We start from the raw sequence: 16013 nt of genomic DNA, 5'->3' as shown, positions 1-16013 counted from the left end.
GGCGGAATGCACAGAGGTGGTCGCGACCGCGGGGGCGAAGGGCGCCGTATGCGCCGCGGCAGAGTCCCGAACCTGCTTCTCACCGCCCTGCTGGACGGCCCCGCGCACGGCTACGAACTGATGGACCGTCTGGAGGCCTCCAGCGGCGGGACATGGCGCCCGAGCCCCGGGTCCGTGTACCCCCTGCTGCAGTCGTTCGTGGACAGCGGACTCGTCGAGGGGCGGGAAGCCCAGGGCCGTAAGGTCTTCGCGCTGACGGAAGCCGGCCGGGAGCACGCTCTTCAGCAGCGGGACGGCGCCGCGGAGCCGGGGCCGTACTCCCCGGACGTGCACCACTCACCGCTGCGGACGGAGATGGAGCGGCTGAAGGCCGCCGCCCGCCAGGTGTCGGCCTCGGAGGCGTCCCCGGAGCAGCTGGAGGAGGCGATCGCCGCCGTCCGCGGCGCCCGCCAGACGCTGTACCGGATCCTGATGGACCAGTGATCCCGGTCGATTCCGGTGATCCCCGTGATCCGGTGATCCAGCGATCCGACGGAGCGCCACGTGGCCACCGCCTTTGAGTCACATGGACTGCTTCATGAGCCACTCCCGGATGCCGGGGATCGAGTAGGCGATCTGCCAGGTCCCCGTGTGCGCGTTGAGCGCGCCGGTCGTCGCGGTGACCGTCCCCGTCAGGAAGGTCGCGTAGTTCACGGGCGCCTTCTGCTTCTCCAGGGCGCGTACGTCCGCGGCGAACTGCGCGGCGTCGGAGCCCGCGTCCCACACCGCGGTACCGACCTTGGTGCCCTCGGCCTCGATGACCTGGGTGATGGCGTTCTCGCCGGGAAAGGCCTTGGTGTCGTCCTGCGCGACCAGGATCCACAGCTTCTTTTCGGCCAACGGCGCGGCCTGGCTGTCCGGCCACTGCCCGGCGACGATGTAACCGGCCGCGAAGAGGTCCGGGTACCGGATGTTCAGCCCGAGCGAGAGCATCGCGCCCATCGACTGCCCGGTGGTGTAACGCCGCTTGGTGTCGATGCTGTACTGCTCCGTCACCGTCTCCACGAGGTGGGCGGTGGTCTCGAAGAGCGAGGTCGGCACGTAGTTGTCGTCGATGACGACCTCGCCGTACTCGGGCGCGAGCACGAACGACTCGTGCCTCGCCTGGTCCTCGGGACTGGCCCAGCAGACCGCGCCCAGGCCCTGGACCAGAGGGCCGACGGTGTCGACGTTCACGACGCTGGCGTCGTGCATGAACAGCACCAACGGGTACTTCTTGCGCGGGTCGTAGCGCTTCGGAACGAACAGGTTGTACTTCAGGGACCGCCCGGTCGCCGGGTCCTCGAAGACGAACTGCCGGAAGTCGTCGACGATCGGGCTCACCACCGCACCGGTGGCCACCGGAGTGCCGTCCGCGGCATAGCTCCTGCCCCGTACGGTGGCGATGGCGCCGGTCTGGGTCACGGTGGCCTTCGCCGGCACGATCGGGCCGCCCGGAGTGGTGTCGTCGGCCGTCGGGCCGCCGCCACCGGTGCCGCCGCCCGAACTGCCCGACGGACTCGGGGCGGGACTGCTCGACGCCCCGGCGGCGTCCTTGCCCCACAGCAGCGCGGCCGGGTCGTCGGGCGAGAGCTCGACGATGACGTACCGGCCGTCCTCGCCGCGGTCGGCGACCGCGGTGGTCCGGTTCGCGTAGACCTTGGTGACCGTGCGGTCGGTGACCGCGAACGCCGACGTGGACAGTAACGAGCCGTCGATGTCGCGGTCGTACTCGACGGCCACCGCAATCAGCTTCTGCCCTTCGCCGTACACCTTGGTGATCGCCGTCGCACCGACGATGTGCCGAGACCGCGACGCCGGCTCGTCCTCGCCCGCGGCAGCCGCGACCGCGCCGCCGCCCAGTAAGGCCGCAGTACCGAGCCCGGCGGAACCGGCTATGAGCGCACGCCTGGTAACCAAAACAATCTCCTCTGTCGGTGTGGGGGTGTGTGTGGGTCAGCCGCGCAGGGAGCGCAGCAGGTCGCCGACCTTGGCCGCGACCGTCTCGGCGGCGCCCTGGGCGTAGGCCGAGTCCATCGCCTCGTACGTGATGCGGGCGTAACTCTGGGCCTCGGCCATGTTCTTCGCGCCGCCCTCGAGCATCGACATGACCGCGGTGTGCGGGAACGGGGAGTGCTTCCGGATGCCCAGCGCGGTATCGGTGGACAGCTCCGGCTCGACCCCGACGAACACGCCGTCACCGACCTGCAGCACCCAGACCGGCACGTCGGCGGTGCCGGTCGGCGTGAAGTCGTACGACGTGGTGGGGGCCGTGGGATGCCCCATCGGCACCGTCTGCACCGAGACCGTGTCGGTCAGCAGACGCAGCGCGGCCCCCGCGTGCGTGCCCGACGTCCTGATGGTCTCGCTGACCCGGACGGCCTCGGTGCCCAGCCGCTCGCCCTGCACGGTCAGCAGGATCCAGCCCGTGTCCCGGGCGTCGACCTGGGACCAGTTCCGGTCCTTGTCGACGGTGTAGCGCTTCGACCTGAACGCGGGGGACTGGTCGCCGCAGGAGCCGACCAGGAAGAACCCGACGACGTCACCGCCGTACTGCTGCTCGACGTGCTCCACCGCCGCGCCGGCCAGGTCGGCGCTGACCGGCAGGTCCCCGTTGGCCATGACCGACTCCATCATGACCGAGGACTGCACGCTGTAGTTCACGAGTACGGCGATCGGGTTGCCGTCGGCGTCGTCGAAGCGGGTGACGCCCACGCTCTTGTCCGACGTCCCCGACTCGCCGGTGCCCAGCCACCAGCCGTCGGCCGTGTGGACGTCCCGGTTGACGTTGACGTCGCAGGTGCCGGAGGCGTGGCCGACCCGCGCGGGCCGCAGCCCCTGCACCGCCGCGGTCACCGCGGCCGCGGCGGCCGCGGTGATGTTCTGCACGTACTGGGCGGCGCCGGCGCTGCTGGTGCTCGCCTGCACGTGCGGGGCGGAGAAGGTGTGCGTCACCGTCACCACGATGTCGCCGGTCGCCACCGAGGCGGTCTTCGCGACGACCGCCCGTATCTGCGCGATCGCCTCCGCGCTGATCGACGTCAGGTCCAGCACCACGAGGGCGACGCGGGCCGCGCCGCTCTCCAGCAGGAGGACGCGAACGTAGAGGTCGTCATGGACGGTGGTGAAACCGTCCAGCGGCAGCAGGGAGGCGGGGATGCCGATGGCGGCCCGGCCCGCACCCACCTTCAGCGCGGCCTCGGATGCCCGGGCCGCGCCCGCGCCGCCCGCGAGCGACGCGGCCGCCACCGTGGCGGCGACGGAGCCGTTCAGAAACGCCCGCCGGTGCAGCCGGCCGCCCGGCCGCACCGTGGGATCCTCGTTGATCGGCGTCAAGGTTCGCTCCTTCCAGCGGGAACAACTGACCGCCCGTATTCGGCCGCCCTGGAAAAGACGGGCAATTTTCCAGGTGTTCTCGTCGAGTAATTGCGGTGCCGGGAGAAATGAGGGACGGGAATGCCGTTTCGGCGCGCCGCGATCGTTGCATCGGTGTAACGGGCCGTCAACGGCGATAACGCGGAACCGATGGTTGCGCGCGACGGCAGCATGTCATCGCCCCAGCGTGTCACGCGAAAATTCAATTCCTGTCGGATTCCTGAGTATCTGTGATCGGCCTGTGATTTCACGTTCTTTGGCCGGAACGCCTCTCGGGGAAAATTTATGAGGGCTATATGGGCGGCGGGGAATTCGACGGGCAGGAGACGGACCCGGCAGCCGAGATCGTGGGATCGGCGGGTGCTCCACGCGGCGTGGCCGGTTCGGCGCGTGCGACGCTCCGGGGCGACGGAACCATGCGTCGGCACGGGCGCAGGGACTTTATGCTCGTGCGAAGCCGCGCGTCCCCAGGGGGCGGACGCGTCGGCCTCGCATGTCGTCACAGTCGGTACAGGGGACCCGGTGCAAACACGATTCGCCGTGCTCGGACCCGTCCGGGCCTGGCGCGGCGGCACGGAACTGGTGCTGGGTCCGCCGAAGGAGCGCGCGTTGCTCGCGCTGCTGCTGACCGAGGCGGGGCATCCGGTCGCCGTCCACGAGATCGTCGACGCCCTGTGGGGCGAGGATCCGCCGGACAGTGCCGTCAACGTCGTCCAGCGGCACATCGGAGCACTGCGCCGGCTGTTCGAACCCGACCTCCCGGCCAGGGGCGAATCCCGCTGGCTGGTGCGGGGCTCGGGCGGGTACCGCCTCGAGGCCGACGCCGACTCCCTCGACCTGCTCCGCTTCCGGGCGCTGCGGAAACAGGCGGGCCAGGCGGCGCAGGACGGCCGACCGGCCACCGCCACCGAGTTGTTGATGGAGGCACTGGCGCTGTGGCGCGGGCCCGCGGCCTCCGGCATCGCGCCCGAGGTGCGATCCCACCCTGCCTTCACCGCACTCGACGACGAGCATCTTGCCGCCGTCAAGGAGGCCGCCGAACTGGCCCTGGAGGCCGGCGGAGGCCTCGGCGCACGGGTCCTGGTGACGCTCCGGCAGGCCGCCGCCCAACACCCCCTCGACGAAGGACTGCAGGCCAGGCTGATCCTGGTGCTCGCCGCCACCGGCCACCAGGCCGAGGCCCTCGACGTCCACCGGCTCGTCCGCACCCGGCTCGCCGACGAACTGGGCGTACAGCCGGGCCCCGAACTCCAGGCCGCCCAACAGCGCGTCCTCGGCCGTACCCCCACCCGGTCCGCGGGCACCCGGCCGGCCGAGTCCGGTGCGGGCCAGGGAGGGAGGGCCGATGCCGAGGCGGTCCGGCCGGAAGCCGTCCCCACCGTGCGCCCCGCCCAACTCCCCGCGGACCTGGCCGCCTTCACCGGCCGACGGGAGGAACTCGCCCGTGTCCAGGCGTTGCTGCCCGCGACCGACGAACCGGCGTCGGCGGTGGTGATCAGCGTCATCGGCGGCATGGCCGGCGTCGGCAAGACCACCCTCGCGGTGCACTGGGCGCACCGCGTCGCCGACCGGTTCCCCGACGGCCAGCTCTACGTCAACCTGCGCGGCTTCCACCCGACCGGCTCGGTCATGAGCACGGCGGAGGCGATACGGTCCTTCCTCGACGCGTTCGGCATCCCCGCCCAGCGCATCCCCGCCGGCCTGGACGCCCAGGCCGCGCTCTACCGCAGCCTGCTCGCCGACCGGCGGGTCCTCGTCGTCCTGGACAACGCGCGCGACACCGAGCACGTCCGGCCCCTGCTGCCCGGCACGCCCGGCTCCATGGTCGTCGTCACCAGCCGCAACCAGCTCTACGGCCTGGTGGCCGGCGAGGGAGCGCACTCGCTGAGCCTGGACGTGCTGAGCGACGCGGACGCGCACGCGTTCCTGATCTGCCGGCTCGGTGCCGAACGGGTCGCGCGGGAACCCGCCGCCGTCGCGGAGATCATCGCCCTGTGCGGACGGCTGCCGTTGGCGCTGGCCGTCGTCAGCGCCCGCGCGGTCGTGAACCCGACGTTCCCGCTCGCGTCCGTCGCCGCCGAACTGCACGAGAGCGAGGAGAGCCTCGACGCCTTCTCCGGCGAGGCCCCGGCCGCGGACGCACGCAGCGCGTTCTCCTGGTCGTATCAGCTGCTCACCCCCGCGGCCGCCCGCGTGTTCCGCCTGCTCGCCCTGCATCCGGGCCTCGACTGCGCGCCGGCCGCCGTCGCCAGCCTGGCCGGGCAGCGGGTCGGCCAGGTCCGGCCGCTGCTCGCGGAGCTGGCCCGCGCCCACCTGATATCGGAGCCCGTGCCGGGCCGCTACGGCTGCCACGAGCTGCTGCGCGCCTACGCCGGCGAACTGGCCCCGACCCAGGAGACGGAGCAGGAGCTGACCGCCGCCCGGCGCCGCATGCTCGACCACTACCTGCACAGCGTGCACGCCGCCGACAGCGTCCTCGCACCCAGCCGGGAACGCATCCGGCTACGGCCCCACGTACCCGGGGTGACCGTCCCGCGGCTGCCCGACCAGGCAGCCGCGGACCACTGGCTGGAGACCAACCGGTCCGTCCTGCTCGCGGTGATCGAGCAGGACACCCGGCACGGCGGCGGCGAACACAGCTGGCAGCTGGCCGCCACCCTGGAGCTGTACCTGGACCGCATCGGACGCTGGGAGGAACAACTCGGCGCACAGACCACGGCCGTCGGCGCCGCCCAACGCCTGGGAGACATCCGCGGCCAGGCGTACGGGCACCGGGCGCTCGGCTTCGTCAGCGGCCGTCTCGAACGCTGGGACGAGGCCGACGCGCATCTGTCGCGCGCCCTTGAGCTGTTCGGCGAGATCGGCGACCGGGCCGGCCAGGGCAGGACCCACCGCTACGCCGCCTTCCTCGCCAACCGGCGGGGACGCCACGCGGTTGCCCTGGACCACTACGACCGGGCGAGCGCCCTCTACCGAGAGGCCGGACTGCGAGGCGTCGAGGCGATGATCGCCAACGAGGTCGGCTGGACGTACATCCTGATGGGCAAGTACGAGGACGCCCTGGAGGAGTGCGGCCGGGCCCTCCGGGGCCACCGGGAGACGGGTGACCGCAACGGCGAGGCCGCCGCCTGGGACAGCCTCGGCTACGCCCACCACCACCTGGACCAGCACGACCGTGCGCTGGAATGCTACCGGCACGGGCTGGAGCTGTACCGGGAGATCCGCGACCGCTATCTGGAGGCCGACACGCTGGTGCACATCGGCGACACCCACCACGCGGCCGGCGACGACGCGCAGGCCGCGCTCGCCTGGCGCGAAGCGCTGGGCATCCTGGAGGAGTTCGACCACCCGGAGGCCACGGACCTCCGCGAGCGGCTGAAGGGCCTCGCCGCACCCGGTCCGGCCCCGCGCCAGTGATCCGTCAGTGATCCGTCAGTAATCCTTCAGAGTTCCGGAAGCGGGCCCTGCCTACGCTCCCCGCTCCGCTCCGTCCGGAGCGGGAGGTGCGTACCGCATTCCCCGTCAGGAACTCGAAGATGACCACGAGCACGCACGCGGCCGCTGCCTCGGCCGCGCGTCGCGACCAGCTGCTGCACACCATGATGTCCGACCACGCCAAGGCGCTGATCGCCTATGCCGAGAAGCTGCTGAACGACCGTCACACGGCCGAGGACATCGTCCAGGAGACCCTCATCCGCGCCTGGCCGCACGCGGAACGCCTCTACAGCACCGAGGGATCGGTGCGGGGCTGGCTCCTCAAGGTCACCCGCAACCTGGTCGTCGACCGGATGCGCAGTGCCACCGCCCGGCACGAGACGATCGGCGCGGACGACCGGGACGTGCCCCTGCCCGACCACTCCGGCGCCGTACTGGCCGCGGTCGAGGCGACCGACCTGCTGCGACAGCTGTCCCCCGAGCACCGGGAGGTACTCCTGCACACCTACCTGTGCGGCCGGACCGCGCAGGAGACGGCCCGTTTCCTCGGCATACCCGCCGGAACCGTCAAGTCCCGGCGGCACTATGCCCTCAACACCCTGCGCGCCAAGGCCGGTCAGGAGCTCAGGCCGGAACGGTGAGCCGGACATCCAGCACCGGGATGTCGACATGGCCGTCCGCGTCGGTCCGCCAGCGCCAGTGCGCGCCGGCGGCCTCGCCGCACACCAGCCCGGTCCAGCCCGCGCCGCCCGGTCCGCACAGGGCGGCCAGCTCGGCGGCCGCCGCCTCGCCCGGCGTCCCGGCCACCACGACCAGACCCCGCACCGGCCTGCGCGCCGCACCGGCACGCACCGTCCCCTGCTCCTCCGCGGGTACGACCGGAGCGGGCGCGTCGACCCGGGGAAGCTGCCGAAGACCCGGCGGCACGGTCAGCGCCAGGGCGCCGTCCGCCCCGCGCAGCACGGTCACCGGAGTCTCCGGGCGGGTCCGCGCGATCTCCGCCAGCACGTTCTGCACGACGTCCCGGGCGACGAGCTGATCACCGCTCACACTGAGGACGCCGTCCAGCCGGCTGAGGTCCACGAACACCGGCTCGCCGTCGGCGTCCGTGCCGGCGCGCACCAGGCAGGCGGAGCCGATCGAGTTCTGTGCCGTCGCGGCGGTTTCCTCGCCGCGGTTCAGCCAGCCGGTGGCGGCTGCCGGGCGGCGCCAGCGGGTCCCGTCGACGTTCGTCCACGGGGCGTCGGCCGTGTCGGCGGCCGCCAGCCACACCGTCACACCCGTGCCGTCGACGCGCAGCGCGTGCACCGGCCGCTCCGGCCGCTGCCGGGTGGGCGCGAACTCGCCGAGGGTGCCGTAGGCGCGTCGCACCGCGTCCGCGTCGGTGGCGAACCGGCGGCCCGTCGCCTGGCGCTGCATCAGCCGGCGCCTGCGCCGCATCGGCTCGCCGAGCCGGCGGACGGCGCGCCGTACGGCGCCGTACGCGATCCGTACCTTGCGCCTGCCGACGATGCCGGCGGTGACCAGGGCGAGCAGGATGGTGCCGAGCACCGCCACGGCCGCGGCCAGCGGAAAGGTGAACGTCGCGGACTGCTGTGCGCCCGGCGCGGACGTCTGCTGTCCCGAGGCCGGGGGAGCCGAGGTCGCGCCCTGGTTCCCGGTGTCCCGGGCCAGTTGGACGCCGGATCCCGAGGCGTCCTCGGGAAGCCGCAGGATCCAGCCCGGGTGCAGCTGGTCGTCCGGGCTGTTCAGGGCGCCGCCGTCCTTCTGCGCCTGACCGCGGTTGAGGTCGAAGATCTCGCCTGACCGCGAGGCGTCGCCCAGCGTGGCCGCGGCGATCGACTGCAGGGTGGCGAGCTGCCCGCCGCTCTGCGCCGGATCGGGCACCACGAACACCTTGATCAGGCTGTCGTCGGACCCCGCCGCGTGCGCGGAGCCGGTCCCGCCCAGCGCCACGAGGCACGCCGCCAGCAGCGCCACCAGGGCACGCAGGAGTGTCCGTACCGCGGGGGTCGGCGCCCTGCGCCCCGATCCCCGGTCCGCGCTGCTGCTCATCGTGTCCACCCATGCCCTTCCTGGTTCCGTTGCACCGACTACACGGAGCCGCCCGGTGAAAACGTTCGATGCGAAATTCGATGCGTACGTGGATGCGAACTCGGTTTGAACCCTTCGCGACGCCGACCCCGTGTACCTGGCGAACACCACCAACTGGCACCGGACCGGGGGACCCCAATGGCACGTCGGCACGCGAGTCCCGAGGACTTCCAGCTCGTTGGCATGGACTCGGACCCGACGCCCGGCGACCCCGACCTGATCCAGGGTGTGATGAAGCGGTACCGGGACATCGGGGACGCCGCGGAGAAGGCGCTGAACGTCCTGAAGAAGGACGGCACGATCTCGCAGGGCCGTGGTTCGGCGATGGACCAGCTGAAGGAGAAGATCGGCGACGATCTCCCGGACAAGCTGACCAAGACCATGAACTCCTACCACGACGCGGCCCAGGCCTACAGCGACTACATGCCGCGGCTGCGCGAGGCCCAGGACACCTTCGACCGGGCGGTGGACCAGGCGCGGACCGCCGCACCCCAGGCGAACCAGACGCCCAGGGAACTCGGCCCGAACCCGACGGACGCGGAGAAGTCCGCGGCGCGCAGCACCCAGGACGCCATCGACGCCGGCAAGTCGCAGCTGAACGCGGCCAAGAGCCTGGCGGAACAGGCCAGGTCGATGCGGGAGAGCGCGCAGCGCCAGTGCGCCGATGTCCTGGACCGGGCGGCGCAGGAGGCGATTCCGGAGCGGAACATCTTCCAGAAGATCGCCGACTTCTTCAAGGACTTCCCGTTCGTCCAGATCCTGCTGGCCGCCCTCGTCGCCGTCGTGGCGGTGTTCTTCCCCGTGGTCGGCGCGCTGCTCGGCGGGGCGTTGTTCGTCTTCAACCAGGTCATCGCCAGTCAGACCGGAGGTATCAAGGCCGGTGACTTCGTCGTCGGCCTGCTCGGGATCGTCCCCGGCGGCGCCCTGCTCAAGTTCGGCGGCAGGGCCGTGGAGGCGATCGCTCCCGCCGCCGTGGCCGCCGTGAAGAACTCCGGTTTCATCGCGAAGAGCAGCGCGTCCTTCACCAAGATCGGTGAGTCCCTCACCAACAGCAAGATCGTCAGCGGTGTTCTCGCCAATCCCGTCGGCAAGGTGGGTGCGGAGATCACCGGCAACTTCCTGACCAACTCGGCGCTGGAGGCGGCTGCCAAGGCGGCCAACGGTGACAAGATCACGGCCGCCGGTGTGTTCGCGGGGGCCGCGGCCGGGGCGGTGGCCGGGGCCGCCTTCAAGGGAGGCATCGGCAGTATCGGGAGGAGGCGCGGGAACCCTCCGGTCGAGGAGGGCAAGGGCGGCCGGTTCGGCGACACCACGGAACCCGCGGCCGGGGACACCGTGGGCAAGCGGGCCGCCGACCAGGTTGGGGGCTTCGTCGAGGAGGGTGCCACCCTCGGGACGAAGATCGGCGTGGGCGTCGCCCAGGGCGGTGACCCCAACGAGGTCGCGGCCGGCGAGATCGCCAACTCCGCGCCGAAGCTCGGCGCCGGGCCGGTCGGCAAGGCGGGCCTCGGGCGCGCGATCGACGGCCTCACGGACAAGATCCCCGTCAAGACCAGCCCCAGGCCCTCGACCGGCTCGCCGAACACGCCCCCCGCCGCCCCGCCGGCCGCCCCGGCCCCGGTCGCGCAGCCGACGCCCCCGGCCCCGGTGAACACACCGGCAGCGGCACACCCGGCGACGCCGGCTCCGGTGGATCCGGCGAACGTGCCCATTCCGCCATCGCCCACCACCCCGCGTCCGGCCACCCCGACCCCGGTGGATCCGGCGAACGTGCCGATCCCGCCGTCGCCCACCGCGCCGCGCCCCGCCACCCCGACCCCGGTGGAACCGGCGAACGTACTCCTGCCGCCCTCCCCGACCACCCCGCACGCCCCCGCCGCGCCGCCGCCCGCTCCCGCCTCCTCGGACGGCGCCGGCTCCCCGGGCCGGCCCGCCGTCCCCCCGATCAGCACCTCCGACTCGCAGTCGAACTCCAGCAGCGAGCCGTCGTCCCCGTCGAGCGACGGATTCGTCACCGCGCCGACGAGCCCCACCGAGGGGTAGGGCGGCGGCAACGGCCGCCGGCCGTCCCCGCCGTCCGCGCACCCGCACCCAGTCCTCCGTCCCGAAGGGACGGATCGCACCAACCGACCAGCAAGGAGTTCTCCCATGCCCAACTACGCCGTCAACTCGGACACCACCGCCTCCACCTCGCAGGCCCTGCTCCAGGACTTCTCCCAGCTCCAGGACAAGCTCAACGAGGTCAAGGGCAAGATCTCCAACCTGCTCGCCGACGGCTACAGCACGCCGGCCGCCCAGCAGAAGTTCTCGCCGTTCTTCGACGAGTTCGCCAAGGGGTTCGACCAGGTCAACCAGGGCCTGCAGGGTATCGGCCAGTACGTGAAGTCCGTCGGCGAGGCCTTCGACCAGACCGACAGTCAGCTCGGTTCCAACCTCTCCTGACCCACCGGCCCGGCTCGCCGCCACGGCGGGCGGTGCCGTACCCACCTCCACCCGAGCTCCACACGAGAAGGACGATGAGCAGTGCGACTGACCGTCAGCGTGCGTGACCCGCAGGTCGAGGGGGTGTCCGCCACCGTCGCCGTGGAAACAGAACCGTCCGCGCAGACGGGCAGGTTCGCGGCCGAGCTGGCCCGGGCCGTCGGGTATGCCGAGGCGGCCGCGGGGGAGCCGTCCCTCTACATCGGCTCGACCCCCGTCGACCCGGACACCACCCTCCAGGGCGCCGGTGTCCGGGACGGCATGGACCTCGGGCTCGGGGCTCCCCTTCCCCGGGAGCCCGAGCCCGAGGGCCGTACCGAGGTCCGCCTGGTGTCGGGCCCGGGCGCCGGAACCGTCTTCCGGCTGGTCCCCGGCGACTACGACATCGGCAGCGGCCCCCAGTGCCGGATCCGCCTCGCCGACGGCGCCCCGCCGCTCGCGGCCCGGATCCGGGTCCGCCTCGACGGGGGCGCCGAACTCCTCATGACGGACGGGGCGTTGCTCGACGGCAAGCCCGCGCAGGACCCCGGCCCGTGGCGGGAGGGCAGCCAACTGGCCGTCGGCGACACCCTGCTGGAGCTGACCTCACGCCCGACGGCCCGCGCCCCGCTGACCCCGGCCCAGGACGGTCTCGGCCTGGAGTTCAACCGGCCGCCGAGGTTCCTGCCGCCCGCCGCGGGCGCCAAGTTCCGGCTGCCCACCCCGCCGGTCAAGCCCGACAAGCGGCCCATCCCGCTGCTGCCGATCCTGCTGCTGCCCGCCGGCAGCGCCGCGATCGCCATCTTCGTCACCCACCGCTGGTCCTTCGTCTTCATTGCCCTGCTCTCCCCGATCGCCGCCCTGGTCACCCAGTTCGGCGGCCGCAAGCAGGCGATGCTCAAGTACCTGGAGAAGAAGGAGGAGTACGACCAGGCGCTGGCCCGGGTGCGCGCGGACATCGACGCCGCCGTGCTGGAGGAACAGCACAACCTGCGGCTGTCGCTGCCCGATCCGGCGACCCTGCTGCAGATGGCGGTGCAGCCCTCGGAACGGCTGTGGGAACGCCGTTGGCAGGACCCCGACTTCCTCACCGTACGGGTCGGCACCACCGATCTGCCCTCGTCGGTGAGCGTCGACGACCCCGAGCAGGACGAGCACCGGCGTTCCACCGTGCCGTGGCTCAACCAGGTGCCGGTCTCCGTGGCGCTGCGCCGGGCCGGTGTCGCGGGCGTGGCGGGACCGGGCGCGACCCGGCTGGCCGGCTGGCTGACCGCCCAGGCCGCCGCCCTGCACAGCCCCACCGACCTGCGGATCGTCGTCCTCGCCGGACCGGACGGCGAACGCGACTGGTCCTGGACCCGCTGGCTGCCTCACACCCAGGCCCAGGGCGAGGACGCCTACGCCCTGATCGGCTCCACCGCCGACTCCCTGGCCCGGCGCATCGGCGAACTCGGCCAGCTCGTCGCCTCCCGCACGGCCGCGGGCCCCGACGTCGTCCGCGGCGGGGCCAACGGTTACCCCGATGTCCTCGTCGTCCTCGAACAGGCCCGCCGGGCCCGCTCGTTGCCGGGCGTGATCGCGCTGCTGCGGGACGGCCCGTCCGTGGGCGTCCACACGATCTGCATCGACCGCGAGGAGCGGCTGCTGCCCGAGGAGTGCGGCGCCGTAGTCGTCACCGAACCGGGCGCCACCACGTCCCGGGTGCGCACCGGCTCCGGCGCCGCGCTGGAGAACGTCCGCAGCGACTCGCCGGAACCCGACTGGTACGAGCACTTCGCCCGGGCCCTGGCCCCGCTGCGCGGTGTCGGCGACAGCGACGAGAGCGCCCTGCCCGGCGCCGTACGCCTGCTGGACCTGCTGCACATCGAACCGCCCACAGCGGAGGCCGTGGTGGCCGGCTGGTCGCTGGGCGGCCGCAGCACCCGCGCCCTGCTCGGCATCGGGTACGACGGCGAGTTCGCCGTCGACCTGGTCCGCGACGGCCCCCACGCACTGATCGCCGGCACCACCGGCTCCGGCAAGTCCGAGCTGCTGCAGACCCTGGTCGCCACGCTCGCCGTGGTCAACCGGCCCGACGAGATGACGTTCGTGCTCGTCGACTACAAGGGCGGCAGCGCCTTCGCCGAGTGCGCCGACCTGCCGCACACCGTCGGCCTGGTCACCGACCTCGACACCCGGCTCGTGGAGCGGGCCCTGGTCTCCCTCGGCGCCGAACTGCGCCGCCGGGAGACCCAGTTGGCGCAGGCCGCCGCCAAGGACATCGAGGACTACCTCGACAAGCGCGCCCGCGGCGGCAACGTGCTGCCCCCGCTGCCCCGACTGCTGCTGGTCATCGACGAGTTCGCGTCCATGGCCCGGGAACTGCCCGAGTTCATCTCCGGTCTGGTGAACATCGCGCAGCGCGGCCGCTCGCTCGGCATCCACCTGGTGCTGGCCACGCAGCGCCCCGGCGGCGCGGTCACCCCGGACATCCGCGCCAACACCAACCTGCGGATCGCCCTGCGCACCACCGACACCAGCGAGAGCCGCGACATCATCGACGCCCCCGACTCCGGGGACATCTCGCCCGCCAACCCGGGCCGCGCCTACGCCCGGCTCGGCCCTTCGGCCCTGCTGCCGTTCCAGTCCGGCCGCGTCGGCGGCCGGCGCCCCGGCGGTCAGGCCGCCGTGGGGACCGAGGTGTCCGTCCGCGCGGAGACGGTGACCTGGCAGAACCTCGGTGGCCCGGTGCCCACCGCCCGCTCCCGGGGCGGCTCCGGCGCGGCCCAGACCGAGGCCGTCACCGACCTGGCCGTCCTCGCCGGAGCCGTCGCCCAGGCGGCCCGGCTCGCCGAGGTTCCGCGCCAGCCCAGCCCCTGGCTGCCGCCGCTGCCCGCCCTGCTCCCGTGGACCCCGCCGCCCGCGCCCAAGCCCACCGCCGAGCGGGAAGCGGCCCTGCCCGCCGTGGAGTACGGCGTGGTCGACCTGCCCGCCCAGCAGACCCGCGTCCCCCTGGTCCTCGACCTCGACCGGGCCGGCCACCTGCACATCGTCGGCTCGCCCCGCAGCGGGCGCTCCCAGACCCTGCGCACCCTGGCCGGCGCCCTCGCCCAGGCCCACGGCGCCGACGACGTCCACCTGTACGGCATCGACTGCGGCAACGGCGCGCTCAACGCCCTGACGGCGCTGCCGCACTGCGGTGCCGTCGTCGACCGCAACCAGACCGAGCGCCTCGGCCGCCTCCTGGACCGCCTCGGCGCCGAACTCACGGCCCGCCAGAGCATCCTGGGCGCCCGGGGCACGGCCGACCTGACCGAGCTGCGCCGGGCCCAGCCCGCCGAGGAACGGCTCGCCCACATCGTGCTGATGGTCGACCGGTTCGAGGTCTTCGAGCGCGAGTTCACCCAGTACGACAACGGCAGCTACATGGAGCGCATGATCCGCCTGCTGCGCGACGGCGCGGGCGTCGGCATCCACGTCGTCCTCGCCGGTGACCGGGTGCTGGGCAGCAGCAGGTTCTCCGGAACCACCGAGGACAAGATCGTCCTCAGGCTCAACGACCGGCAGGACTACTCCAGCGTGGGCATCCCCAGCAAGTCCGCGCCCACCGACCCCGCACCCGGGCGCGGCATCCGCACCCAGGACCTCAGCGAGGCGCAGATCGCGGTGCTCGGCGAGGACCTGTCCGGCACCGCCCAGGCCGAGGTCCTGTTCGGCCTCGGCCGGGAGCTGACCGAACGCGAGGCCCCGGTCCCCGCCGCACGCCGCCCGATCCGCCTCGACGTGCTCCCCGACCAGATCACGTACGCCGAGGCCCTCGCCCTGCACACCCGGGGCGGTCCCATGCGGCCCCTGGTGGCCGTCGGCGGCGACACGCTCACCTCGCTCTCCCCGGACCTGGCGGACGTGCCGACGTTCGTGATCGCCGGGCCGCCGCGCACCGGCCGCAGCACCGCCCTGCTCACCGCGGCGGAGTCCCTGCTGGCGGCGGGCGCCGGCCTCATCGTGCTCGCCCCCCGGCGCTCGCCGCTACGGCAGTTGAACGGACGGCCCGGCGTGGCCGCCCTCATCACCGACGCCGAGGTGAGCGCACAGGAGTTCCGGCAGGCGCTCGGCAACGTGCCGGAGGAGCAGGGCGTGATCGTCGTGGACGACGCCGAGCTGTTCATGGGCGCCGAGATCGACCCCGACCTCGCGCTGCTCGCACGCGGCGGGGCCGGCACCGGCTGGGGCGTCCTCGCGGCCGGCAACGCGGAGTCGCTGGCGCTGAGTCTGGCCGGCTGGATGGGCCAGGTGAAGCGCAACCGCACCGGCATGCTGCTCTCCCCGCAGGGGCTGAGCGACGGCGAGGTCATCGGCGTCAAGCTGACCCGGGGCGTCGTCGGACAGGCGCCGCAGCCGGGCCGGGGCCTGCTGCACCTGGGCGACGGAACGCTGCGGACGGTCCAGGTCCCGTTGCTGGAGGCGCTCGCAGGGGACCTCTGAAGCCGGGAGGCGCGCCCCCGCTTCCCCCCGTCCGGGGGCGCGCCTCCCCCTGCCCGCGGGACCGGCCGGACGGCGGGTCCCGCGGAAGGGCGAAGGGCGGCCGGACCGTGGGGGTCCGCCCAGAGACCGGCGAGCGCGATGATGACGGTGAGTCCGGCGAAGACGAC

General features: G+C 73.0%; 9 protein-coding genes. 6 read left to right on the top strand and 3 right to left on the bottom strand.

The features are described 5' to 3' along the window. Positions 1–48 precede the first annotated feature (48 nt). Positions 49–483: a PadR family transcriptional regulator gene (locus ABZ887_RS34645; RefSeq protein WP_361298338.1), complete on the top strand. Its 435-nt coding sequence runs from the start codon at positions 49–51 to the stop codon at positions 481–483. Positions 484–561: 78 nt separating this feature from the next. Here ABZ887_RS34645 and ABZ887_RS34640 read toward each other — a convergent pair whose 3' ends face one another. Continuing rightward, positions 562–1938, bottom strand: coding sequence for an alpha/beta hydrolase-fold protein (locus ABZ887_RS34640; protein ID WP_361298335.1), 1377 nt, complete (start codon positions 1936–1938; stop codon positions 562–564). A gap of 36 nt (positions 1939–1974) precedes the next feature. Then, positions 1975–3354, bottom strand: a complete 1380-nt coding sequence (locus tag ABZ887_RS34635) for a hypothetical protein (RefSeq protein ID WP_361298332.1) — start codon at positions 3352–3354, stop codon at positions 1975–1977. Positions 3355–3915: 561 nt separating this feature from the next. Between ABZ887_RS34635 and ABZ887_RS34630 the strand changes: the two genes are divergently transcribed. Both ABZ887_RS34630 and ABZ887_RS34625 read left to right on the top strand, forming a co-directional pair. Further along, entirely contained in the window at positions 3916–6810 is a 2895-nt protein-coding gene (locus ABZ887_RS34630) for a BTAD domain-containing putative transcriptional regulator (RefSeq protein WP_361298329.1), read from the top strand. Positions 6811–6929: 119 nt separating this feature from the next. Then, on the top strand, positions 6930–7469 hold the full coding sequence (locus ABZ887_RS34625) for a sigma-70 family RNA polymerase sigma factor (protein WP_361298327.1): 540 nt from the start codon (positions 6930–6932) through the stop codon (positions 7467–7469). Here ABZ887_RS34625 and ABZ887_RS34620 read toward each other — a convergent pair. Then, positions 7453–8883, bottom strand: coding sequence for a hypothetical protein (locus ABZ887_RS34620; protein WP_361298324.1), 1431 nt, complete (start codon positions 8881–8883; stop codon positions 7453–7455). The genes ABZ887_RS34625 and ABZ887_RS34620 overlap by 17 nt on opposite strands. A gap of 177 nt (positions 8884–9060) precedes the next feature. Here ABZ887_RS34620 and ABZ887_RS34615 point away from each other — a divergent pair, with 177 nt between their 5' ends. The 3 genes from ABZ887_RS34615 to ABZ887_RS34605 all read left to right on the top strand — a co-directional run bounded on the left by ABZ887_RS34615 (position 9061) and on the right by ABZ887_RS34605 (position 15846). Then, positions 9061–10965 (top strand): putative T7SS-secreted protein, encoded by a 1905-nt coding sequence (locus ABZ887_RS34615; RefSeq protein WP_361298321.1) that lies wholly within the window; start codon positions 9061–9063, stop codon positions 10963–10965. A gap of 105 nt (positions 10966–11070) precedes the next feature. Further along, on the top strand, positions 11071–11364 hold the full coding sequence (locus tag ABZ887_RS34610; RefSeq protein WP_361298318.1) for a WXG100 family type VII secretion target: 294 nt from the start codon (positions 11071–11073) through the stop codon (positions 11362–11364). Between the two features lie 81 nt (positions 11365–11445). After that, positions 11446–15846, top strand: a complete 4401-nt coding sequence (locus ABZ887_RS34605) for an FtsK/SpoIIIE domain-containing protein (protein WP_361298315.1) — start codon at positions 11446–11448, stop codon at positions 15844–15846. Positions 15847–16013 lie beyond the last annotated feature (167 nt).

This window comes from Streptomyces sp. NPDC047061, from assembly GCF_040643955.1.
Classification (GTDB): Bacteria; Actinomycetota; Actinomycetes; order Streptomycetales; family Streptomycetaceae; genus Streptomyces.
The sequence above is the reverse complement of the archived record's forward strand: the minus strand, read 5'-3'. Positions and strand labels throughout refer to the sequence as shown.